19 protein-coding genes and 3 pseudogenes are annotated in these 22,098 nt (G+C 47.5%); 2 read left to right on the forward strand and 20 right to left on the reverse strand.

Annotated features, from left to right (window positions below; translation table 11 throughout):
- Nucleotides 1–117 precede the first annotated feature (117 nt).
- On the forward strand, nucleotides 118–693 hold the full coding sequence (locus PXT33_RS13350; protein WP_332376769.1) for an SLOG family protein: 576 nt from the start codon (nucleotides 118–120) through the stop codon (nucleotides 691–693).
- A gap of 276 nt (nucleotides 694–969) precedes the next feature.
- On the opposite strand, the gene PXT33_RS13355 is transcribed toward PXT33_RS13350, so the two are convergent.
- The 6 genes from PXT33_RS13355 to PXT33_RS13380 form a co-directional block, all read right to left on the reverse strand.
- The gene (locus PXT33_RS13355; RefSeq protein ID WP_332376770.1) at nucleotides 970–1,581 is read right to left on the reverse strand and encodes a hypothetical protein; all 612 of its coding nucleotides are present in this window, start codon (nucleotides 1,579–1,581) and stop codon (nucleotides 970–972) included.
- A gap of 74 nt (nucleotides 1,582–1,655) precedes the next feature.
- Nucleotides 1,656–3,704 carry an ATP-dependent DNA helicase gene (locus PXT33_RS13360; RefSeq protein WP_332376771.1) on the reverse strand — a complete coding sequence of 683 codons (2,049 nt, stop codon included), beginning with the start codon at nucleotides 3,702–3,704 and terminating at the stop codon, nucleotides 1,656–1,658.
- A 29-nt stretch (nucleotides 3,705–3,733) separates the two neighbouring features.
- On the reverse strand, nucleotides 3,734–5,125 hold the full coding sequence (locus PXT33_RS13365; protein WP_332376772.1) for an NYN domain-containing protein: 1,392 nt from the start codon (nucleotides 5,123–5,125) through the stop codon (nucleotides 3,734–3,736).
- Nucleotides 5,126–5,217: 92 nt separating this feature from the next.
- On the reverse strand, nucleotides 5,218–7,389 hold the full coding sequence (locus PXT33_RS13370; protein WP_347070375.1) for an HsdR family type I site-specific deoxyribonuclease: 2,172 nt from the start codon (nucleotides 7,387–7,389) through the stop codon (nucleotides 5,218–5,220).
- Entirely contained in the window at nucleotides 7,362–8,597 is a 1,236-nt protein-coding gene (locus PXT33_RS13375; protein WP_347070376.1) for a type I restriction endonuclease, read from the reverse strand. Before PXT33_RS13375 ends, PXT33_RS13370 begins: the two co-directional genes overlap by 28 nt.
- Nucleotides 8,598–8,667: 70 nt before the next feature.
- Nucleotides 8,668–9,123 carry a hypothetical protein gene (locus tag PXT33_RS13380; protein WP_347070377.1) on the reverse strand — a complete coding sequence of 152 codons (456 nt, stop codon included), beginning with the start codon at nucleotides 9,121–9,123 and terminating at the stop codon, nucleotides 8,668–8,670.
- A 116-nt stretch (nucleotides 9,124–9,239) separates the two neighbouring features.
- Between PXT33_RS13380 and PXT33_RS13385 the strand changes: the two genes are divergently transcribed.
- Nucleotides 9,240–9,773, forward strand: coding sequence for a restriction endonuclease subunit S (locus tag PXT33_RS13385; RefSeq protein WP_238047105.1), 534 nt, complete (start codon nucleotides 9,240–9,242; stop codon nucleotides 9,771–9,773).
- Here PXT33_RS13385 and PXT33_RS13390 read toward each other — a convergent pair.
- The 14 genes and pseudogenes from PXT33_RS13390 to PXT33_RS13455 all read right to left on the reverse strand — a co-directional run bounded on the left by PXT33_RS13390 (nucleotide 9,762) and on the right by PXT33_RS13455 (nucleotide 22,095).
- Nucleotides 9,762–10,286 (reverse strand): restriction endonuclease subunit S, encoded by a 525-nt coding sequence (locus tag PXT33_RS13390; protein WP_007046135.1) that lies wholly within the window; start codon nucleotides 10,284–10,286, stop codon nucleotides 9,762–9,764. The two genes, PXT33_RS13385 and PXT33_RS13390, sit on opposite strands and share 12 nt — an antisense overlap.
- 9 nt (nucleotides 10,287–10,295) lie before the next feature.
- Nucleotides 10,296–11,279 carry a site-specific tyrosine recombinase/integron integrase gene (xerA, locus tag PXT33_RS13395; RefSeq protein ID WP_332376773.1) on the reverse strand — a complete coding sequence of 328 codons (984 nt, stop codon included), beginning with the start codon at nucleotides 11,277–11,279 and terminating at the stop codon, nucleotides 10,296–10,298.
- A gap of 102 nt (nucleotides 11,280–11,381) precedes the next feature.
- Nucleotides 11,382–11,630 (reverse strand): hypothetical protein, encoded by a 249-nt coding sequence (locus PXT33_RS13400; RefSeq protein ID WP_347070378.1) that lies wholly within the window; start codon nucleotides 11,628–11,630, stop codon nucleotides 11,382–11,384.
- A gap of 56 nt (nucleotides 11,631–11,686) precedes the next feature.
- Entirely contained in the window at nucleotides 11,687–12,538 is an 852-nt protein-coding gene (locus tag PXT33_RS13405; RefSeq protein WP_347070379.1) for a hypothetical protein, read from the reverse strand.
- Entirely contained in the window at nucleotides 12,522–14,096 is a 1,575-nt protein-coding gene (locus tag PXT33_RS13410) for a class I SAM-dependent DNA methyltransferase (RefSeq protein WP_009323480.1), read from the reverse strand. The genes PXT33_RS13405 and PXT33_RS13410 overlap by 17 nt, the downstream gene beginning before the upstream one ends.
- Before the next feature lie 65 nt (nucleotides 14,097–14,161).
- Nucleotides 14,162–14,401 (reverse strand): helix-turn-helix transcriptional regulator, encoded by a 240-nt coding sequence (locus PXT33_RS13415; protein ID WP_006573514.1) that lies wholly within the window; start codon nucleotides 14,399–14,401, stop codon nucleotides 14,162–14,164.
- A 149-nt stretch (nucleotides 14,402–14,550) separates the two neighbouring features.
- Complete coding sequence (locus tag PXT33_RS13420; protein ID WP_055191613.1) at nucleotides 14,551–15,915, reverse strand: relaxase/mobilization nuclease domain-containing protein; 1,365 nt, start codon at nucleotides 15,913–15,915, stop codon at nucleotides 14,551–14,553.
- The gene (locus PXT33_RS13425) at nucleotides 15,876–16,205 is read right to left on the reverse strand and encodes a plasmid mobilization protein (RefSeq protein WP_005934759.1); all 330 of its coding nucleotides are present in this window, start codon (nucleotides 16,203–16,205) and stop codon (nucleotides 15,876–15,878) included. Before PXT33_RS13425 ends, PXT33_RS13420 begins: the two co-directional genes overlap by 40 nt.
- 236 nt (nucleotides 16,206–16,441) lie before the next feature.
- Nucleotides 16,442–17,101, reverse strand: coding sequence for an SIMPL domain-containing protein (locus PXT33_RS13430; protein ID WP_332376775.1), 660 nt, complete (start codon nucleotides 17,099–17,101; stop codon nucleotides 16,442–16,444).
- Nucleotides 17,101–17,756 (reverse strand): annotated as a pseudogene (locus PXT33_RS13435) (vWA domain-containing protein). Before PXT33_RS13435 ends, PXT33_RS13430 begins: the two are co-directional and overlap by 1 nt.
- Nucleotides 17,757–17,858: 102 nt before the next feature.
- Nucleotides 17,859–18,277 (reverse strand): annotated as a pseudogene (locus PXT33_RS13440) (hypothetical protein).
- Nucleotides 18,278–18,297: 20 nt separating this feature from the next.
- A pseudogene (locus tag PXT33_RS13445) lies at nucleotides 18,298–19,013 on the reverse strand (AAA family ATPase).
- 18 nt (nucleotides 19,014–19,031) lie between these two features.
- Nucleotides 19,032–20,540 (reverse strand): DNA methylase, encoded by a 1,509-nt coding sequence (locus PXT33_RS13450; protein WP_329736760.1) that lies wholly within the window; start codon nucleotides 20,538–20,540, stop codon nucleotides 19,032–19,034.
- A gap of 22 nt (nucleotides 20,541–20,562) precedes the next feature.
- On the reverse strand, nucleotides 20,563–22,095 hold the full coding sequence (locus tag PXT33_RS13455) for a hypothetical protein (RefSeq protein WP_117570201.1): 1,533 nt from the start codon (nucleotides 22,093–22,095) through the stop codon (nucleotides 20,563–20,565).
- Between the last annotated feature and the right edge of the window lie 3 nt (nucleotides 22,096–22,098).

Genomic DNA, 22,098 nt, shown 5'->3' on the forward strand with positions numbered 1-22,098 from the left:
GCGGTGTCATTATCCACGGTACGCTGTCGTTGATTTTACTAACGACACTGCATTGACTGTCCGTGATGAGGGTGATAGAATGGAGTTACCTACCAAAAGAGTGAAAGAAGGGGTGTCATGTCGCGCATTATTGAGTTTAGAAAGTCTGCTCAAAAAGCTGCAAAGCAATCCGTTCAAGGCAAGACTTGTGCGTTTACCGGTCATAGACCGCAGAGTCTTCCATTCGGCTTTGATGAATCCGATAAGCGTTGTACTTCTTTGAAATCTGTTATGCGGGATCAGATTGTAGCACTCATCGAGAACGAGGGCGTCACGCATTTTATTACCGGCATGGCTCTTGGCGTCGATATGTACGCTGCGGAAATTGTACTCGATTTGAAATCAAAATACCCTCACATTACTCTGGAAAGCGCAATCCCTTGTGAGACACAAGCGATCAAATGGTCTGTGGCTTCACGGGAACGGTATTATAATATCGCGGCAAAGTGTGACAAGGAGACCATGCTGCAACGGGAGTACACGCCGGACTGCATGGACAAGAGAAATCAGTACATGGTAGATCATGCCGATTATATTCTCGCAGTATGGAATGGATGCCCCAGCGGTACCGGGAATACCGTGAGATATGCCCACAAAAAGGGCAAATCTATCATCGTTATCAATCCGGTTTCCCTTGATGTCACGCGGGAATGAGGCAAAAAATTTCCTCCTGAATCAAGCGTTGTGAAAACCGTGAAGTATTTCCCGATAGTGAATACACATTGCACTACTCGGTGATTATTGGAAACGTGTACGGCGTATGCTGCCCAGTGAACATCTCCACGGAACACATCAAATTTTCGCGGCTTCGTAAAACGGAAAGTGTCACCTCATGAACGGTTCCTTGCCGAGAGAAAAATAAATCGCTGGAAACGGGAACGCCCCCGGCACTGTGCGTCTGGCACAGTGTCGGGGGCGTTTTTCCGTGTCTTAGTTATGAGCCAGTTCATTTAGGAGCTGCTTTCGATAGTCCACATCCAAGACGCAGCGATGGAAGTCCATCAGACGGTGTTCGTCGAACAGCTTTTCACAGAACTTGGTCAGCGGATGATTCATCAGCTTTGCAGAAATCCCGACCTCGTTGAAAAACCTTGCCCATGTGAAGACCTCTTCTAAATCCTCCTGCTCAAGCGTGGTGGGAATGATGGCGTTGCAGAGACGTACAATGGGGCTATCCGCAAATCGTTCTGCCACTTCCTCCGGCGAGCATTCATAGCGGTCACAGTCAAAGGAAAGCGCATCCTCAATTTTAAGATAATTTTCGGTTTCATCCCGCGTCAAGGTTATGGTGTAGTCTCCCATACCGGACGGCACATCAATATTCTCCATGACATCAAGCTCGTAACGGGATCCGCCGATGATCGCTTCAAAGGAGAAGGACTGACAGATTACTGCTGGGTTCTTGTCTATCTTGTCCTCATTCAGAAAGGACAGCGGATTGTACTCTGTTAGTTCCCAGTCGATTTTTCCTCTCTCTGTTTGTTCAGCGATCTGCTGGATTAGATGTTGTTCTTCTTCGCGCAGATTTTCATTGTACAACATGATTCACCTCCGTTTTCTGATTGTCCTTTTTTGGGGGCTGTTCTATGTTTCCGAAGAGAATGCCGTTTGTACCATCATTCCTTGGCTGAGGGCAGACCTTCGTAAAACTTCCTTAGTTCGTCCAGACTGCTTGTACGTTTCTTGATAGGCAGGGAGTCCCATGTGATGTCATGATAGCGTTCTGGCGGCTCGTCCCGCAGTCTTCGGTCGATGATGCAGACAATGCCGGTGTCTGTGAAATTACGGATCAATCGCCCGATGCCCTGCTTGAGCTTGATAATCATTTCGGGAACACGAACATCCATCAGGGCATCCTTAGCAACGGAACACTTATACTCGATAATTGGATCGGGGACAGGAAACGGAAGCCGGAAAATGATGACATTGGAAAGGCTTTTTCCTTCAATGCTGATACCTTCCCAATATGCACCCGTCCCCAGAAGCACGGAGTTCGTATCTTCCTTAAACTCATTCAGCACCTTGTCCTGCGACGATCCCGGCTGCTGCATCAAGATTTTGTACGGAAGATTTTTCTCACTGAGAATGGAGTAGACCTCTTCCATGTCGGTCTTTGCCGTAAACAGCACGAGTGCCTTTCCGTTGGAAATGCTCAGGATCTCAAGCAGTCGCTCCACACCCTTTTCAATGAAGGCTTCATGTTCTCTGGTCGGGTGCGGGAGATCGTCGCAATAGTAGATCATGGCGTGTTCATCGTATGGATATGGGGAAGGCTTTGGCTCGGATAAGCAGCCGCGGTCACCAGCGGGAAAGCCGGTATTGCTGATAAAGTAAGAATACTGTTCTTCCAGAGACCCGCTCGTGGCGTTCGTCAGCGTGGCAGAGGTCAAGATGGTTCTTTCATCACCATTGAAGTATAGGCGGCTCACAATTTCTTTTGTGTTTTTAGGGCAATAGACGAGTTCCGTGTTGCTGCCGTGCTGCTCAATCCAGATCAGCATATCGTCTATCTGGTCAAGAAGCTCTGAAAGGGACTCGCTGACGGCATCCAGATCATCAGAGGCAGCAAAGGAACGGTTGTTTCTGAAATCCATGCTGGAATAAATCTGAATGCTGGACGAAAGGTTGTGTATGGCGGCGTTCATCTCGGTAAGCAGTTCAATCGCACTGCCATTGTTGTCGAAGAAAAAGCGGTCAGCGTAGCGCATATTCTGCTCTGCCTCGTTGATCTGCTTTTGGACTTGTGCTTTCAGGCAGTTATAGAAGGCGATGATTGCGCTCTCTGCCTCTCGCTTTTCACCTGACACACTGCTCTGGTCAAAGGATCGCAGCTCATAGAATGCGTTCTTAATCATTCCAAAGAGCATACCTTGCCCGAAACGCTCCGTTGTGGCACTCCGCACCTTATCATCCAAGTTGTGTGCTTCATCCACGACAAGCAGATCAGCGGCGGCGTTAATCAGCCCTTCCTGACCGCGCCGGAGTTTCATGAGATGCTGGGTTAAAAAATCCTGATTGCACAGTACCACTCCATCCGTAAACTTTAATGCTGCGCGCACTTTGTAATACTTGCACTTCTTTTCACAGGAGCCACAATTCTTCATGCTGAACCGCTGCACGTTTACCTTGTCCCAGACTCCTTGCGGCAAAACCTCCGGGAAATCCTTGCGTTCCTCATACCCTTGCTTGATTCCTTCTTTGATCGCGTCCGGTGGGTCTGCTTTCGGGTCACACATATACTCATCTGCGCGTTTGTTGCAGAGATAATGGGTCTGTCCTTTTGCGAGGATAACATCTCTGTTCAGCCCAAGAAGGGGCATTACCGCGTGGACATCGCGCCAGAGCTGTTCTTGAAGCGCAATGGTCGAGGTTGCGATGATAACCGGCTTGTTCATGCGTTTGCTGTACAGCAGCACCGGCACAAGATAGCCAAAGGACTTTCCAATGCCCACGCCAGCTTCAATCGCAAAATGCTGATCGTTTATGAGGGCGTCCACAATCTCAAAGGACATATCCTGCTGTCCCTCACGCATTTCCAAACCATGCTGCGGGGCTTCATCCCAAAAGAAGGTGCTGACTTGCTCACTCATGGAGTACAGCTCTGCTTTTCTGCGCTTTTTCCGTTCCTCCGATGTATTGAATCCAAAATAGAATCTGTTGTCCATCCACATTCCTCCCGGAATAGAAACCTATGCTATCCGCGTTTCAGTTCAATGCTGACGTTTCCGTTCTCGTCGATGGTCAGCGTCATGTGTCTGATGTGCTTCTCATAGAACTGCCGCCGCTCTGCGGGAGACATTTCGATCCTCGTGTTTCGCAGAGCAGCGTCAAACATATCGTTGACGTTCAGGTGAACGGAGTTGTCAATCCAGCGGTACATCTCCTTGAATAGTGCGTTTTTCTTGATGTCCTCGCTGTTGCCAGAGTAGAAGTCATCCAGATAGCAGTAGAATATCCCGGATTCTGCGAGTGCCGCCTTCATATCCGGTCCGCATTTTTCCCGCTCAATCATGACAAGGAATCTGGCGTCCGGCAAGGAAGAGATAAGCCCCCAGTAGTCGGAATCGCTTGAGACGATGACGAAGGAATCCACTTGCTTCTGGTAGTGTTCCTGACAGGCTCTTGCGGTGAGCTTGATGTCTACCAGTGATTTGTTCTGCTTGATCCGCTCAATCATGATATGCTCAACGGGGATGCGGGTGTAGTTTTCAAGAATCCGCCATGCCGTAGCGGTATGTACGTCATCAAAGAGAATGATCGCCGTAATTTTCTGCATGACCTCATAATCAAGATTTTTGAGCGTGGCACACAGCTTGTACGGGTCGGAGTTTTCGCAGTCCACCACCAATACGGTCTTCTCGCTGTCATCAATGAAGTCGTAGATATTGTTTTTTACAAAAGCCCCTGCATCAGAGACTTTACTGTATTCCGTGAAGGCGTCGCAATGCCATTGATAAAGCAGGGTAGCAAACTTCTTATCATTATAGAGGACATTACCCTCGTCCATCGGTACCCAGTTGATATACATTTGATAGGGGTAGTAGGAGAGACTTGCGTAATAAATATCGGCAGCATCTTTCGTTCCGTCCTCTGTCAAGCCGTTTGGCATAATGAACAGCTCTTTTATGTACGTCCAGTTAATCCAGATTGGAAAGAGGCTTTTGCAGTTGTTGATGCGGTCTGAAATCAGCCGGTTGATCTCGATAATGTGGTGGCAGAGCTTTGTACTCGACTTTTTGATAAAGCTGATTCCGTCATTTGAAAGCTGCTGCATACTGGACATTGGAAGGATCTCAGGCATCGAAAGAAGCCCACGGTATTCCATCCGTATGATGTCATTTATTTTCCGGTAATTGCGCTCAATGGCGGTGCGGATGATACATAGATTACGAATGATACGGGCATTTTTATCCTGTTCAAGCCGGTTGTATATCTCTATCTTCGGCGGCTCGTGTTCATTTTGGAAAATACGAAGCGGGACGCCGATCAGATATGCTACCTTTGACACAAGCTCATAGGTGCTGTCTTTATAAGCAATCTGCTGTCCGGCATATTCGACGCCATTCAACATGACTGAATTGCCCATGATCTACTCCTTTCGATGGAACGTGGGTTATTGAGCGTACTTTTTGAAGTTTTCAGCTTGTTCCAGAACCTCCTTGTAGACATCATCAATGGTTACGGGGGATAGTCAAATTCATCCAGTAGCAGTATGAGGTCAACTTGCAGATTTGCCTTAATGTCATCACGGGTAGACCAGTCGGTGTATTTAGCTTTGTCATCGACAATAATCTTAATCCGCTTTGACAATTCAATCATCTTATCGTCCGGGTACTCGAACTCATACTTCTTGGCAACCGCCTTGAGAATGTCATAAAAGGCTTTTTCCTCGTAGTCAATTCCCATGCCCTTGAAGGAGTCTTTTTCCTTTTTGAGTTCTTCAAGGAGCTTCGCAAGCTGCTCCGCCACATCGTCAAGGACTTCATTAGCAAAAGCCTCATCACGACGGCGATTGTTGTACTCATCAACAACCCGCTTGAGGCGGTCTGAGAACTCCATGCCCATAATGCGGTTGACCTTTTTATACTCATCAATCGCCTGAGAGAGAAGCCGCTGCAATACCTTGATTTTAGTGTTCGGTAATTGGATCGCGTTGATCTTATCCAGATACTCGTCACTGAAAATATCAACAGAGATATGCTTTCCCGTTTCAAACAATTCCTCTATACCATCAGATTGAATTGCACCTTCAAGAAGTTCACGGACGCGGGCATTCATTTGTGAAATGTCGGGGGCATCGCCCTTTGTGAGTTTGAAAAGAATAGAGCGCACAGCACAGTAGAAGTGCAGATAGTCCTTTTCTTTATCAGAGATAGCCTCACTTGAACTGCATAGGTTGAACGCTTGTTTCATGCGTTTGACTGCCGCCATAAAGCGAGTTTCCAAATCTTCCGTGAGCTGTACATACTCAACAGCCCGATTGAGGCAAGCAAGCTGCTCTTTCGGTGAGCCGTTGAAGTAATCCGTGCTATTGAAGTTGTGGAACATCTGAGCCAAGACATCGAGCTGGTCTTTAACAATCGTGATAGACTGCTCGACGCCTTCAAACTCGTCGCTCTCAAAGTTGGTGTATTTCTTGAGGGCGAGATTCATGTTTTTCTTAATGCCGATGTAGTCCACGATCAAGCCCTTGTCCTTGCCGGTATAGACGCGGTTGACGCGGGAAATCGTCTGGATAAGGCTGTGCTGCTGGATGGGCTTGTCGATGTAGATTGTGTCGAGTGCCGGTACGTCGAAGCCGGTAAGCCACATATCAACAACGATGGCAATTTTGAAGTTTGATTTAACGTTCTTAAACTGACGGTCAAACTCCTTGCGATCATCTTTCGTTCCCAGCATTTCATAAAGCTCAGGCTCATCATCTTTATTTCGCGTCATGATGAGCTTGATCTTCTCGATGGGTTTGAGTTCCTTTTTCTCTTTTTCCGTCAGTTGAACCCCGTCAGGGCAAACCTTTTTCTCTGCCCATTCCGGTCTCATTCCAACTATAATCTGATAAAAAGCGTATGCAATCTTGCGATTAGAGCAGACAAACATTGCTTTTCCTGCAACGGTAGCTCCTTCGGCAACGCGGGTCTCATAGTGGTTAATGAAGTCCTCCGCAACTGCGTGAAGTCGGTCAGGATCACCGATGATCGCATCAATATGAGCAACCGCCTTCTGGCTTTCCTCAATCTGATGCTCATTTGCACCTTCAACAGCACAGCGGTCATAATAATCTTCAATTTCCCGAACCTTTGCCTGATCAAGAGTGACCCGTGCAGCGCGTCCGTCGTAGACAAGGTTGACTGTGATACCGTCTTTGACCGCCTCTGTCATTGTGTAGGCATCGACAACCGGACCGAAGACTTCAATCGTGCCATCTACGGGCGTGCCGGTGAAACCGACATAGGTAGCATTGGGGAGAGAATCGTGTAGGTACTTTGCGAATCCATAGCTTCGCTCTACACCTTCGGCAGTGACCTTGACTTTCTGATCGAGGTTTATCTGACTACGGTGTGCTTCATCGGATATGCAGATCACATTCGCTCTATCCGTCAGAAGCTCCAAGTCCTCGGTGAACTTTTGGATGGTGGTCATGTACACCCCACCGCTTGCCCTGCCTTGAAGTTCCTGACGCAGCTTTTCGCGGGAATCAATGCTCACAACGGTTTCGTCACCAATGTACTTCTTGGATGCTACAAACTGCTTTGAGAGCTGGTCATCCAAATCCGTTCGGTCGGTAATAATCAGGATTGTAGGGCTATGGAAGAAGGTACTCTTCATAAGCATTCTTGTGAGGAAGAGCATAGTATAGCTTTTTCCGCAGCCTGTCGCGCCGAAGTATGTGCCGCCCTTGCCGTCCCCTCCGGTCTGAGATGTGCCTTGATATTCTCAAACAGCTTGACCGCAGCAAAATACTGAGGATAGCGGCAGACGATTTTGAGGTCTTTGTCCGAGCTATCAGGGAAATAGACAAAATCCTTGATGACTGCCAAAAGCCGTTCTTTGCGGAACAGTCCACTCACCATAGTTACAAGGGAATTGATGCCGTCCAATTCCTTATCGTCAGCTTCAATCTTTCTCCACGCATAGAAGAAGTCATACGGGGAGAAGAAGGAACCGTATTTATTATTTGCACCATCGCTTATGACGATGAAGGCGTTATACTTGAAGAGTTCAGGAATATCACGGCGATAACGCACGGTAAGCTGAGTATAGGCGTCCATGATCGTTGTGTTTTCTTTGACTGCGCTCTTGAACTCAAGCACAACAACAGGAATGCCGTTGATGAAGACAATCCCGTCCGGTATGCGTAGCTGGTTGTTGATGCCTTCAATTTCAAATTGATTGACGATCTTGAACACGTTTTTCTCTGGCTCATCAAAGTCAATCAGCTCAATGTAAATGTCTTTCTTTGTGTGATCCTCACGGTTGAAGATGAAGCCGTCACAAATCATTTTGCAGACTGCTTTGTTTGCTTCGTAGATCGTACCGGAAATAGACCTCAGGCGAAGGATGATGCTATCAACTTCGCTTGGGGTAAGTCCCTCTGAGGCATACCTGTTCAGGAGGTATTTCCGCAGATCGTCGATAAGCAGAACCTCAGAGCGTTCACGGTGGATCTGCTCACCATTCAAATAGATATACCCTTCATCTTGAAACAAATCCATGATGGACATTTCAAGAGAATGCTCATTGAAGTTCGCCATTATCATTTCCCCTAACTGCCTCTGCATTTCTGCTTCAAAGGCTTTTTCACTTTGCTGGAAGTCGTACTCCTGATACTTCAAACCCAGACGTGCCAGCATGAGTGTACCTTCCCAGTCATCTATATTTGAGTATTGAGTTGCGTGGTTTACATCTGTGAGAATACCAAGAATCAAGCCCGTACAATCAAGCGCAAAGTCTATCATTTCCTGAACGTCCGGATAGGAAATAGGGTAACGATTCGGAAGGTTTTCACTGTTCACGATGCGCTTCTCATCGTTGTGGGCATAGAGTTTGTTTCTCTGCATTCGGATGTTATCTCTCTTTTACTCAGTCCGTTGAACCGCTTCTGATATAGGTCTAAAAATTCTGGAAAAGTCAAATCCACCCGAACAGGAACATTGTCCGCATCAGGAATATCAAACGCGGCGAAGAGTTTTCTATCTGCCTCAACCCGATCCTTAAAAAGCATTCCTCTTGCGGCTTGAGTTGGTGCTGATATGGGATCGGGTAGAAAAAGGTTGTTCCGTCATGATCCACCGTCAAAGTTTCTCTGTACTTCGGGAAAAGGTCTTGATTTCCCTCGCATTTAACAAGGAGGGTTCCAATGGACACGACACCATTCGAGGTATCATACAGTTTGGCAATCTCCATGAAACAGGCTTTCATCAGAGCATCATAGACTGTATGGTAGAATGCTGGCGAAACCTTCATCTCTTCGGCATAATTACGTTGGTTCTTCCGATACTGCTGCATGATCAGGTAGTAGGCTTTTGCGTCGAAAGCTCCCTGGTGAAGTTCTTCGGCAATTCTGATCAATGTTTCCTTGTCCATTTTCGTCCCTCCCTTCGTAGGAAAATGATAATTTAGCGGCTCAAATGCGAGCATATTTCAAGGAATATACAGCAAATAACGCTTCAATAACAGGCAAACTCAAAGATTACTCAGTTATGCAGTACGGTTACACTGAAACAGCTACCACCGAACCAGTTGGACCGAAGTTCTTGCGTATAACAGACATCGCTCAAAATTATATTGATTGGAATGGTGTACCATATTGTCCAATCAGCGAGGAAAATCATGAAAAATATGTTCTCTCGGAAGGCGATGTCGTTGTAGCTCGGACAGGAGCAACCGTGGGGTATGCTAAAATGGTCGGCAGAAATATTCCCGATTCTGTATTTGCATCGTTCCTTGTTAGAATAAGACCCATTGATGACGAATACAGATACTACTTTGGACTTGCAATTACATCTGCCGAGTTCCTTAATTTTGTTCAGACGAACGCTGGGGGTTCAGCTCAACCGCAAGCAAATCCTCCGCTTTTAGGGGAATTTGAGCTTTCTATTCCTAATAAGCAAAGTCTGCCAGAGTTCAACACAAAGATTTCCTCGTTTCTCGGAGTTATCGAGTCTAATGAAACGGAAATATCAAAGCTCCACGAGGTCAAAGATACAATGGTGAAGATGTTATCAAGCCGCTAAATTATCATTTATCTTCCGCTTGAGTTCAATCCGATCCGTAATCGTATTGTATGCCTTTACAATGCTGCGTTGCTTCTCGATAGAGGGGACAGGCAGTTCAACCTTGCACATTTCATCCCAGTCCATAATTTCCCGGACGCTGCCGTGAGACTTAAAACGTGCATAACGATCAAACTCCGGTCTGCTGAACCAGAGCATTAGGTATTCGGGCAGTAGCTCGTTTTCATCTTTCACTTCAAAAACGGTATAGATATTGCTGACAAGCCCCTCATCATAATCCGTTAGAAGAGCAATACCAATTTTGTCTCCACGCCGAGAAGTATCTGGAATGTAGGTAAACTGCCCCCGTTTGACTACCTTGTATTTCGTAAAGTCGGTACCAACCGTGTTTGCAATAGAGGGAATGAACATCTTTTGGACGGAAACACCTAAAAGGTTTTCCTCTTTTCCGTCTGTGTTCCTGACATCGACTTGGCGAATGAAGTCTCCAAGCAGCCTATATCCTTCTTTCATTGTGACACCTCACCCTATGTATTTTCTGTGTGCCAGCTTGACGTTTTGCTGTTTGACCATAGCATAGTGCATGGTCGTGTCGATCTTCTGATGCCCTAAGAGCTGCTGGACTTGCTCTATGGGCATTCCTTTATCTATGGCTGATGTTGCCAATGTTCTTCGGAACTTATGTGGGTGGACACGAGGCAAATCCAGTCGTCGTCCCAACTCCCGCAATCGTCTTTCAATACCGCCGATCTGTAACCGCCCATGTGGGGATGCCAGAGAAACAAACAAAGCGGGATTGCTGTCACTACGGCTCTCCAAATAGTTTTGAAGGTGAATCTTCGTCCTGGCATCGAAGTAAACGATTCTTTCCTTGCTGCCTTTTCCGAACACTACGCATTCGCGCTCGTTGAAATTGATGTCATCTCTGTTGAGTGCGCTCATTTCTCCGACACGCATTCCAGAGGATGCCAACAGATCAATCATGGCGAGATCACGGATAGAAGAGCAATTATCTCGCATGATCTCCAAAGTCTCGTCTGAATAAGTCTCTTTGATTACCTTCGCCGTTTTGACCTTATGTATGCGGCGAACCGGACTTTTCACGATATGATCTTCATCCTCCATCCACGAGAAGTAGCTGGATAGAATCCTGCGAATGTTATCAATCGTGACCTTGCTGGATTTTCTTTGCGTTTGGTAGTCCGTGAGATACCTGCGCAAGTCTTCTGTGGTGATTTCCTGCGCCAATTTTCCAATGCCGGACAGCATTGCAAAGATGGTCTGGCGATAGTAGTTCAGCGTTTTTTCCGAGCAACCCTCAATTCGCTTGGCTGTGATAAACAAGGAAACCATGTCTACGCTTTCACTTACATCAGCAGCTTTGTCTCGATGGACTGTTACGCCGGTCAGTGCCTTCTCAAGTACAGCTTTAAGCTGCTTGAGCTGTGCATTGTTCAGATACGGAAGCATCTGCCGCTGCACTTCTTGAATTAGATGTTCTTTCATTGTCGTTTCTCCTTTGTTTTAACTCAGAGAACGACAATCAGTGGCAGTTCCTTGTGGTAAAACTCTCGCCACTGGTGAGAGTTGTGGACTGTAAATGATAATTTAGCGGCTTGATAGCTGTGACAGAAGCAGTTGCTGCATGACATTTAGCCGCATAATTTCCTCCGTATTCCGGGTAACAGATTCGTATGACCCACGAGCTTTAACCTCAAAATCTTGTATTTCACTTGCGGATGGAACTGGAATCGCAAAAGACTCCATTTCCTGCTTGTTAATTGCCTCTCTGGTCGAACCGGACTGCGCTATTCCCATAAGTTTAGCTTTGTTTTCGGCAGAACAAAGTGTTGTCATGATGTAATAACTCATTGGCACAGCCAAATTGGGGCGCAATATCATGACGTGCTGATTTACGCGAGCAGGAGAACATCCACCGGCACGATGCAGCATCGCGTAACTGATACACCTGTGATATTAAATAGGACATCATTTTGCTCGACGACCACATTTGAAAGTTGATCCGCCTGTTCGTCAGAAATATGAGCAAGATCATCATAGGAAAAGGCAAAATCAAAAATGTTTGTACTTCGGATGAGTGAAATGCCAGACTCTCGATAGGCTGTTTTTCCACCTTTGGGCGTTGCACCACTTCCGATTTTCGAGCAAAGTTGTTTTAGCGGAACAGTCGGATATATTTTGCCTCCATCAATAAACATCTTGCGATAGATTGCGTTGACGGTCGCAACCAAATTATCATTTATCTCCTTCTTCATAGCAATTCGCCTTGTGATTGCTCGATAGGATTCTACTACATCAAGCTGCCGCTCGTAGGGAGGAACCGGGAGCTGAATGCGGCAAAGATCATCCCATGAGATGCCGCCACGAACACTGCCATCCGTCATGAACCAGCATTCACGGTCAAACTCCGGTCTACGAAACCACATCATCAAATACTCTTCATTTAAGACATCGCGGTCAATAATCTCAAACATGAAATACGCCGGAGAAACTATTGCGGCGTTGTCTTTCTCATAGAGCGCAATCGGAAGACGTTCATCGCGTCCAACGTGCATTGGATTACAGGCAAATAGCCCCTTGCTGATCAGTTTATACCGACTCAAATCTGTGCCAATTACATTTGCGACGGAAGGCATAAACTCTTTGTCGATGCTTATGCCAAGAACAGTGCTGGTGACTTCCTCGGAGTTTCGATAATCAACAAGCCGAATGTGTTTACCAAGAGGTTCATAATTCGATTTCATAGCCCAGCTCCTTAAACACGGTCAACAGGTCTGCCTTTGACTTTTCTTCTGCAATGAGCAGATCGCGCAGTTCACTTTGCAGCGCCTTCATTTTCGTATCAAAGTCGATGTTCTCATCGCGGTTTACAAACTCAATGTAACGGCTCGGAACAAGGGTAAAGCCCTTTTCAGCAACCTCATCGAAGGATGCGCTGTAACAAAATTCAGGCACATTCTGATAAGTTTCTTCATAGCCTTCCTGCTGCCATGCGTGATAGACGCCCGTGACTTTTGCACGGTCTTCTTCTGTCAGTTCAATATACTTCTTTTCATAAGGGCTTCCCATTTGCCGCAAGTCCATGAAAAGGATCTCGCGCTCACGGTTACGGAAGCGTTTTACTTCACCGTTTTCTTCAACCACACGAGCCTTTTTATTCTTGTTCAGAATCCAAAGCGTAACGCTGATGTCCGTGGTGTAGAAGAGGTTTCGGGGAAGGATAATGATTGCCTCGACGAGATTGTTCTCTATAAGCTGACGGCGGATTTTTAACTCTGTACCATCGTCAGATAGTGCGCCGTTTGCAAGCAGGAAACCGGCAACACCGTTCTGAGAGAGCTTTGAAACAATGTTCAGAATCCAGCCATAGTTTGCGTTACTCGTGGGCGGAACTTCATAGCCGTCCCAGCGCGGATCATCAATCAGCTCATTATCACCACGCCATTCTTTCTGATTAAAAGGCGGGTTTGCCATAATGTAATCTGCCTTGAGGTCCTTGTGCTGGTCATTGGTGAATGTGTTCGCTGCCATTTCTCCGAGGTTTGCAGAGATGCCGCGAATAGCCAGATTCATTTTGCACAGCTTGTACGTCGTGTTTGTATATTCCTGACCATAGATAGAGACCTTCTTCTTGTTGCCGTGATGTGCCTCCACGAACTTCATTGACTGCACGAACATACCGCCAGAACCGCAACAAGGGTCGTACAGAATGCCATCATACGGTTCAATCATTTCTGCAATCAAATTGACAATACACTTCGGCGTATAGAACTCGCCCTTGCCCTTGCCTTCCGCAAGAGCAAACTTGCTCAGGAAGTATTCGTAGACCCGCCCGATAATGTCATTCTCTTTATCGCCGGTGTTGATCTTATCAATCTCGTCCAGCAGTGATGCCAGCTTTGCTGTGTCGATGTGAAGACGTGAGTAGTAGTTGTCCGGCAGTGCGCCTTTCAGTGCGGGATTCGCTTTCTCAATCGTATAGAGGGCGGTGTCGATTTTCAGCGCAATGTCATCCTGTTTCGCATTCTCCATGATGAAAGACCAACGGCTGATCTCAGGCAGGAAGAATACATTATCCTTCGTATAGAAGGCAACATTGTCAACAAACTTCTCACCGTATTTTTCAGAAATAGCTTTCCTTTGTGCCTCAAACTTATCGCTGGCAAACTTCAAAAAGAAGAGACTGAGAACGACGTGTTTATATTCTGCTGGCTCGACAGAACCACGGAGTTTATCTGCGGACTTCCACAGAGCTTCCTCCATAGAAATCTCCTTCTTCGGTGCCGATGCGGCTCGTGCCATATCAAAATCCTCCCTGTGTATTTATCTAACCTATTTTACAAAAAGAGCTGTACGAAAAACCGGACTCAGTTCTTGTCCGTTCGCACAGCCTCACATATATCTCCGATGTCACAGTTCAAGTAATCACAAATGCGCAGCAAAATAGAGAGGGACACTTCTTCCCCCTTATTCAGTTTTGTCCATGTTCCGGCAGACAGCCCTACTTCATGTCGTAGAGAAGCCTTCTTTATGTCGCGTTCCAGAAGAAGCATCCATAGTTTCTTATAGCTTATGCGCACGGCAACCATCCTTTCGCTTGCTTGCATTCAACATCGCTTATAATATTATACTGGATTTCGTTCTCAAAAGCAATCCGTTGATGCAGAAATTAAAGAAAAAGTTTCAACTTCTCGAACCTTCTCTTAAGGATGCAGGGCATCTCCGGTCAACAGGAGATGCCCTGCTTTTGAAAGGACTATTCGCGTTGTGTGCTGCGCAGATGATCACGGTCATGGTCAACAGAAGGAGCGAGAAACGTATCAACATTAGACTTGATCGTCTCTATTTGCTTTACTTCTTTTTTGAGCTTCACACGTTCATCATAGAGCCGCTGTTGCTCTTCAAGAAGTCGCTGCTGTTCCGCTTGCAGTGTCTTCAAGCTCGGCAGTTTTTCATCGCCCTGCATGGCAAGTAATGTGCTTCTCGCTGCCTCAAAGATCACAAGCTCGGCTTCGTGCTTTGCTTTGAAACCCGGCTTATCTTTTGCCTTCTGGAATGCGTCATATACGGGCTTGAGCCGCTGGTAGTTGGAGATGTTTTTGATAAGCGGCTGGACTTCCCGCAGACGTGCTTCAACGCCTTTCAGTTCCTTGCCGGTACGGTCATAGGAGCTGTGAACATCCTCGACCTTCTTCTCAAGATCGGCGTATTGAAGCAAGTTGTTTTCCGTGAGATAGTTGAGTGTCCGTGCCGCTTCCTTGAGGATAGTGAGCTTTGCTTTATGCTCGTAACCCTTGCTGTCGATGAGCCTGATACGCGCCTGAATATCTCCGATAAGAGAGATGCCCTTCGGCGTGGCTTGTCTCTGACTTCTTCGGGGCGTCCGTCCGGCAATACGCTCCTTGATGCGTTCCTCGGTGTAGTTCTCTCCGATGGTCTTAGAACGGGTAAACCGCTCCTGACCTTCAGCGCGGAAGGAGATGTATTTGCCGGTCTTAATTTCATAACCGGCTTCCTGCATAAGCCGCAGAAAATCATCGTAGTCCTTGGCTGTGATGACAAGCCGGTCGATGGTTTGCTTGAGCTTTTGCTTCCAGCTCGTGCCGCGTTTGGCTTCGGTGTACTCCTTGTAGCCCATGCCCTTGTTCTGAGAGGGAGGGATAACAGAGAGACCGTTTTCCTTACAGAGCCGGTCGCTGACCTCACGCATATCATAGTAAATCCGCTTGTAGCTCTTGTATGCGTGGTAGTCCATGAAGTCAACCGCATTGAAAATCAGGTGGTTATGAACATGATCCTTGTCAATGTGAGTGGTCAGCACATACTCATATTTTCCACCGAGGATTTCATCTGCAAACTGCTTGCCGATCTCGTGGGCAAGCTCCGGTGTGACCTCTCCAATTTCAAAGGACTGGATCACATGACGGGCTATGATCCTGACCGGATTCATCCCTTTTTGCTCGGCTATTTTCCGCGTCCACTCAAATTCCCGCGCTGCGGTCTCGCTGGCACAGCCGTAGGACGAGACCAGCAGCTTCTCGTCGGTCTTTTCGGGATTCAGAATGTACGCGATTGCCTTGCTCAAAGTTCCTCGGATTGCTTTGATTTTAGTAACTGCCATACTGCATCCATCTTTTCTTTCAGCTCGTCAATATCGTCCTGGTAGAATCGTCCCGTCGAGTTGATCCTGCGGCAGACGGTATTGATGTTCACACCGATCTTGTTGATTTCGGCGGCGAGCTTTTTCTGCTCTGTGTAGTCTACGACAATGATGTAGCCGTCAATCAGCATCTTCCTTGCATACGCACCGAAGTTCTCCGTGCCGATCATCTCCATCTTCTTTGCAATCGTCCGTTCTTCCTGTGGTGTCAGCCAAATCTTCTTCTGAATGTCTCGTGTTCTTCGTACCATGCTGCGCCCTCCGTCGTAAAGATTAGAAGGGTTTGGGACTATCCCAACAAGCAAAAATCTGATGTTAAGGGCAGGGTCTCCTTAACTGATTTTTCTCCGGTGGGTACTCACCGGATTTGCTTGCTAATCTCCCAAAATCGTATTCTACGAAGATTACTCCGTGAAATGTCCCTTCACTTTACAACGGACACAATAAGAGCGTTTGTTGAGTACCGGATTTCAAAAAAGTCAAAAAATCATTGGATTTCCCATGTAAAAGCCACTGTGTCTGTCACATCAATATCATCTGGCTCAATCTCAGGTGCGGCGCACTTGCTCATCGCCATGAGAGGCTGAATGCAGTCTTCGACCTCATAGCTCGTTCTGGAATACACATTGAGTTCGCCCCAGTTGTAGTCGATGTTGAGCAACTGCACAAGCGTACTGCCTGATGCTTTGCAAAGAATCTCCGCCTTTGCTCTGGCGTTCTCCGTCGCATTGATCAGCAGCTCTTCGCTGACTCTTGCCGGGTTTTTCACGGTGAACGCAATGCTGAGTTCTGGTTGCGCCCCACAATCCGCAATCGCAGAAATGACATTTGCAAGCTGCTTGCTGTCAAAGTCAAAGGCAAGTTTCAAGCGATAGCTGCAAGCATATCCGGCAAACTCTCGCTTGTAATTACCTTGCCGATCCTTGACATTCTCGTACCTTGTCTGGACATCAAAGCTCGTGGTTTTCAGGTCTTCCTTACGATACCCAACGCGGACAGCGACACCTTGCAGCTTTTCGATTCTCTCGGCAGCTTCCGACATTGCAAGGTCATAGTTTTTTGAATTTGCTTCAATGTTCAGAGATAGGATGATGTAATCCGGTCTTGCGGAGACATTTCCTGTCCCTTTTACGGTGATTGTTCTCATTACTTTCTCCCGTCCTTTCTGGAATTGAAGTCCTCATCAATACGCTTTTTCCAATTCGTACCCAGTGGTACGCTGCATCGGACAGCAGAAACCGCTTCGCTCAGAACTTCATAGTTGAGCTGCGTTCCCTCATGGTCAGAGTGGTAGTTGACCGCTCGGTCTGCACCAATTCCGAAATGCCTTGCCGTCTCAACTGCGTCGATGTTTGCACCGAGGAACAAAAACTCCCAGCCATACTTTTCCTTCTGACGCTCAATCATTTTCTTGACCTTCTCGCTGTCATAACGGCGGCTTGCATTCTCCATGCCGTCCGTTGTGATGACGAACAGAGTATGTTCAGGGACATCTTCATTTCTTGCGTACTTGTGGACATTTCCAATGTGATGAATCGCTCCGCCGATAGCATCCAGAAGCGCGGTGCAGCCGCGAACGGAATAGTCATTGTCGGTCATCGGCTCGACCTTTTGAACCGGTACACGGTCATGAATAACCTCGCTCACGTTGTCAAAGAGGACGGTAGAGATCAATGCCTCGCCATTCTCCTTTTTTGCTTTTCAATCATGGAGTTGAAGCCTCCGATGGTGTCTGCTTCCAGCCCGCTCATAGAGCCGCTGCGATCAAGGATGAATACGATCTCCGTCAAGTTCTTTCTCATGTTCAGTACCTCCGTATATAAAAAATATGACTGCTTGGCGTCTCACCTTACAGTCATATTGTACTTCGGTATTCACTTCGTTTGGTCGCATGGCAAGCGACATTATTCTAAGGACGAGAATATCTCTCCGTCAATGATTAGAACGTCATCCATCGGAATCTTCGAGCCGTCCTGCATAGTGATCCGCCGCTCAAAATCATCGACTTTTTTGACCGTACCGACTGCTGATACATATTTGCCGCCAGCCTTCCGCTCATCAGGCTGGAAGTAAGTAATGGTGACTTCCGGTTTGTCATCGAGGGCATCCATGAGAAGCTGATACTTCATGTCCAATGCAGTCAGTGCTTCCTCGTCAAGCTCAATCCTTTCATCGGTCAGACGCCCGGTTTCTTTGATTGCAGCATCGTAGCCGGTGAGGGCAGCAAAGGGGCGAACTGCGCCGCCCGATCTGACATTGGCATCTGTGGTCGCGTCTTGGAGACGTGGTGAGGGAGGTCGATTATTTCTCTGTATTTTTCCATTTCACATCCAGACCTTTCCCTTAATCGCGGAATAAGTATCTCAGCATTCGTTCAGGGTCATCCAAAAACTGTTTTGTGATTTTATAATGTTCTGTCTCTGAATATTTGACTTTGTGTATCCCAGTGTCGGTCATTTCGAGAATCTCAGCCTTGGGATATGTCATGAGTATAGGAGAATGTGTGGCAATGACAAACTGAGAGTTTTCTTCGACAAGCTCATCAATCGCAATCATCAACGACATCAATCTTTGCGGAGAAAGAGCTGCTTCGGGTTCGTCCAAAATATAAAGTCCGTTTCCTTCAAAACGGTTTGTTACAAGGGACAAAAAAGACTCTCCGTGGGACTGAGCGTGAAAAGAAACTCCACCGTAACGAAGGAGAGTGCTATGCTCATCTAAATATGTTGCCGTGTTATAAAAGCTTTCTGCTCTTAAAAGAATCCGTCTTTGGGATAACCGGATTTGATGGTGGTTAGATACTGATGGAGAACAGAATGTGATGACTTTGTTGAGAAGGAGAAATCTCTGGACCCTCCCTCTGGATTAAAGCCCAATGCAACCGCAATCGCCTCAAGTAATGTCGATTTACCCGTCCCATTTTCACCAACGAAAAAAGTTACCGGTTTTTCAAAAGCCAATTCTTCAAGTGATTGTAGGTATTTGACTACTGGCAAGTTAGCAAGATATGATGATTGTTCTGGAAACCCATTGAGTCTTATTCCGGTCAAGTAATTCATCGCTCTAATCCTTTCGCGTTACGCCTTATGCCCGCCGATCTGTGCATTCCGATCCTTTGCCGTTGCGCCTTCTTCAAGATTCATCGCCTTGAGGATGGCGTTCTTTCCGTACTTCTTCTTGATGGCGAGAGCCGCCTTCTGAATTTTTCGTTCACGTTCCAAGGCGGCATCTTCGGCTTTCCGCTTTTCCTCTTCGGCGGCATAGTCGGTGAAGAGGTCAAGCTGGACAGCACCGTCATTTTTCTTCGGTGCGTCCGCTTCCGGCAGGACATGATTTGCCACAACATACATACGGCGGACAAGCAGATTCTTGTCCACGATCCGGTCGAAGAGTTCTGCCACAGCACACATTATTTTGCGCGTAGAGGATGTGTGACTGTCGAGGTTGATGGACCCGTGCGCCTGTTTGGGAATCTCCCGTCCGTAGGGGTCTTTCTCAATCGCGCCGTGATACTTTGCCCGTCGTGCCGGATCGGTCAGGTTCTCAATGTCGTAGCCAACTGTGAGAACCATCTGGTCGGTGACAAGCCCCTTGTCCACCAAATCCAGAACGAGCAAGTCCGTCATCTCGCGGATGACGAGCTTCGCTTTATCTGCCTCATAGGGGCAGTGCAAAACCTGACCGGAGCTGAGGCTGTTGGAGCTGGGACGGTATGCCTTGATTGCCTCAATGGTCGTAGGCTCCCAGCCCCACGCATGATCAATGAGTAGTTCCGTATTCTTTCCGAACAGCTTATAAAGCAAGTCCTCGTTCCGCTCTGAACAGAGGGCAACATCACCCATGGTGAACATCCCATTCTGCTCAAGTTTCTTGGCAATACCTCGACCCACGCGCCAGAAATCCGTGAGAGGCTGGTGCGCCCAAAGCTCACGCCGGAACTTCATTTCATCCAGTTCGGCTATTCGGACGCCGTTTTTGTCGGCGGGGATGTGTTTCGCCACAATGTCCATTGCCACCTTGCAGAGAAAGAGGTTCGTGCCGATTCCTGCGGTTGCCGTAATGCCGGTTGTCTCAAGCACATCGAGGATGATCTTCATGGCAAGATCATGGGCGGAGAGCTTGTAGGTATTCAGGTAGTCCGTCACATCCATGAACACCTCGTCGATGGAGTAGACAACGATGTCCTCCGGCGCAATGTACTTGAGGTAGACCTGATAGATGCGGGTGCTGTACTCCATGTAATACGCCATCCGGGGCGGTGCGATGATGAAGTCAATCGCCAAAGACGGATCTGCTTGTAGCTCAGAGAAGAAGTGTGATGTGCCGTCCAGCCTGTGTCCCGGCGCGTCGTGCTGCCGTCCGGCATTTGCTTCCTTCACACGCTGCTTGACTTCAAACAGCCGTCCACGCCCGGAGATGCCATAGTTCTTGAGGGAGGGCGTGACGGCAAGGCAGATGGTCTTATCCGTCCGGCTTTCGTCTGCGACAACGAGGTTTGTGTCCAGAGGATCTAAGCCACGCTCCCGGCATTCCACGGAGGCATAGAAAGATTTCAGGTCGATTGCAATGTATATGCGCTGCTTCATCTTCTGCGCCTCCGATTTCTTCTCAGATTAGCTCTAATGACATTTCATTGGAGTTTTTGATGTTGAATACGATACGCCATTCAATATCACCCTCCACCGGCTCAAAGTGTAGAGCGGAACAAGCTGCATGGAGTTTTTCTTTCGAGCTGCCTCCACATACGATTGCGGTTGGACCGTCCGCGCCGCCGATAATGCCGATACAAGCCATATCGTTTCGTGCCTCCGGTGCATAGCGGTCAGAGCATGGCGCAATTTCCAAAGGCTTGTCCCCCTCAGCACAATCACAGATCGAAATATCGCTGTCCGGTTCAGGAGAAAGCGTATAGCTCATGGCGGTAAAATGCGTCGGATAAAACCAGCGGTCAGAGCCGAAACGCTTTTCGGAAATTGTCTGCCGCTCCAATTCCTGTACGGTTAATGTGTATTTTGTGCCGCTGACCGGATGGGTGAAAGAAAACGAATCGCCGGGAGCGTGTGTCTTGAAATGTGGTCCCGGGACACGGCATGACCGCTGCTCCATCGTAAAGGAGAGGGATTTTATTTCAGTACGGCGTTTGCTTGCCCACGGAAAAGCTGCCCGAAAAATCATCCATCCATAGGATATATCCAAGTCATAGTGTTCCAACGCCCACTTTGCTTCCAATTCATTGATCATCCCATCCGGCAAACACGGATTATAAACCACCGAGCAGCCGTGGGAGGTTTGCATCGTTTTCCCGTTCAATTCCAAACGAGGAATAAAGTCAAGGCAAAGCGGATTGTCTAAATCAATTTGCATTTGCTGCTCCTGCGTGAAGTATTCGCAGGAGTCGTTTTCGGGGTGCAAATCCCATTTCGTCATGAACTTGCGGATGTCATCCTCTGGGGTTCGCATACAAAAGTCCATGACGAGCCCCTTGCTGCAAGAATACGCCGCAGGAATAACCCAATGATGTCCTGCCCAGTCAAATTGCTTATTCAACCGGAGTTCCGTTCCGGAACGGTCTTTTCCTGAATGTCCCCAGAAGTCTCCATCAAAGTAGACCTTCCATTCAGGTATGGTCGGTTCTGCTTCCGGGTTCATATCAACATCATAATAGTCTTCGGTGTACTTGATCTTGCTATAATCAAAGGATGCTTGCAGCTTTTTGATGTATGCCCACGGTTGTTCCATAGGCGTCAATTTCATTTTCTCGGCAAGCTCTGATAGCGCTTTTTTCTGTTCATGCGTCGGAGTGTTGTCCCGCAAAAAGGCTTCAAATTGGGCTTTATCCCACATCCACGCCTGTTCCAACGCTGCCGAATCATCGCAAGCAAGGAGCAGCCTCAGAAAGTCTGCAAAATTGTTTGCCAGCGGATGAACGAAATCCGGAGCCGAGTTCATGGGGCTGACGGAAAATACCATACTGCCGAAGCCTCGAACAAAGCAGAAGTGAATGCCATCCACGCCAGCCCAGCCAAAAATAGATGCACCTTTGGGCGTGCAAAAGTAAGGGTTGTTATCTTCACGACACTCCACTCCTACGACAGAGAGTTCAATACCACTTCGCAAAAATTTCTGAAATACTTTATCCATAGA

The organism is Faecalibacterium taiwanense, from assembly GCF_036632915.2.
Classification (GTDB): Bacteria; Bacillota; Clostridia; order Oscillospirales; family Ruminococcaceae; genus Faecalibacterium; species Faecalibacterium taiwanense.

What these genes read in the sequence shown, in the direction of transcription:
- PXT33_RS13350 (WP_332376769.1), top strand. Translation starts at nt 118, where the DNA reads ATGTCGCGCATTATTGAGTTTAGAAAGTCTGCTCAAAAAGCTGCAAAG.
- PXT33_RS13355 (WP_332376770.1), bottom strand. Translation starts at nt 1,581, where the DNA reads ATGTTGTACAATGAAAATCTGCGCGAAGAAGAACAACATCTAATCCAG.
- PXT33_RS13360 (WP_332376771.1), bottom strand. Translation starts at nt 3,704, where the DNA reads ATGGACAACAGATTCTATTTTGGATTCAATACATCGGAGGAACGGAAA.
- PXT33_RS13365 (WP_332376772.1), bottom strand. Translation starts at nt 5,125, where the DNA reads ATGGGCAATTCAGTCATGTTGAATGGCGTCGAATATGCCGGACAGCAG.
- PXT33_RS13370 (WP_347070375.1), bottom strand. Translation starts at nt 7,389, where the DNA reads ATGCTCTTCCTCACAAGAATGCTTATGAAGAGTACCTTCTTCCATAGC.
- PXT33_RS13375 (WP_347070376.1), bottom strand. Translation starts at nt 8,597, where the DNA reads ATGCAGAGAAACAAACTCTATGCCCACAACGATGAGAAGCGCATCGTG.
- PXT33_RS13380 (WP_347070377.1), bottom strand. Translation starts at nt 9,123, where the DNA reads ATGGACAAGGAAACATTGATCAGAATTGCCGAAGAACTTCACCAGGGA.
- PXT33_RS13385 (WP_238047105.1), top strand. Translation starts at nt 9,240, where the DNA reads ATGCAGTACGGTTACACTGAAACAGCTACCACCGAACCAGTTGGACCG.
- PXT33_RS13390 (WP_007046135.1), bottom strand. Translation starts at nt 10,286, where the DNA reads ATGAAAGAAGGATATAGGCTGCTTGGAGACTTCATTCGCCAAGTCGAT.
- xerA (WP_332376773.1), bottom strand. Translation starts at nt 11,279, where the DNA reads ATGAAAGAACATCTAATTCAAGAAGTGCAGCGGCAGATGCTTCCGTAT.
- PXT33_RS13400 (WP_347070378.1), bottom strand. Translation starts at nt 11,630, where the DNA reads ATGACAACACTTTGTTCTGCCGAAAACAAAGCTAAACTTATGGGAATA.
- PXT33_RS13405 (WP_347070379.1), bottom strand. Translation starts at nt 12,538, where the DNA reads ATGAAATCGAATTATGAACCTCTTGGTAAACACATTCGGCTTGTTGAT.
- PXT33_RS13410 (WP_009323480.1), bottom strand. Translation starts at nt 14,096, where the DNA reads ATGGCACGAGCCGCATCGGCACCGAAGAAGGAGATTTCTATGGAGGAA.
- PXT33_RS13415 (WP_006573514.1), bottom strand. Translation starts at nt 14,401, where the DNA reads ATGCAAGCAAGCGAAAGGATGGTTGCCGTGCGCATAAGCTATAAGAAA.
- PXT33_RS13420 (WP_055191613.1), bottom strand. Translation starts at nt 15,915, where the DNA reads ATGGCAGTTACTAAAATCAAAGCAATCCGAGGAACTTTGAGCAAGGCA.
- PXT33_RS13425 (WP_005934759.1), bottom strand. Translation starts at nt 16,205, where the DNA reads ATGGTACGAAGAACACGAGACATTCAGAAGAAGATTTGGCTGACACCA.
- PXT33_RS13430 (WP_332376775.1), bottom strand. Translation starts at nt 17,101, where the DNA reads ATGAGAACAATCACCGTAAAAGGGACAGGAAATGTCTCCGCAAGACCG.
- PXT33_RS13450 (WP_329736760.1), bottom strand. Translation starts at nt 20,540, where the DNA reads ATGAAGCAGCGCATATACATTGCAATCGACCTGAAATCTTTCTATGCC.
- PXT33_RS13455 (WP_117570201.1), bottom strand. Translation starts at nt 22,095, where the DNA reads ATGGATAAAGTATTTCAGAAATTTTTGCGAAGTGGTATTGAACTCTCT.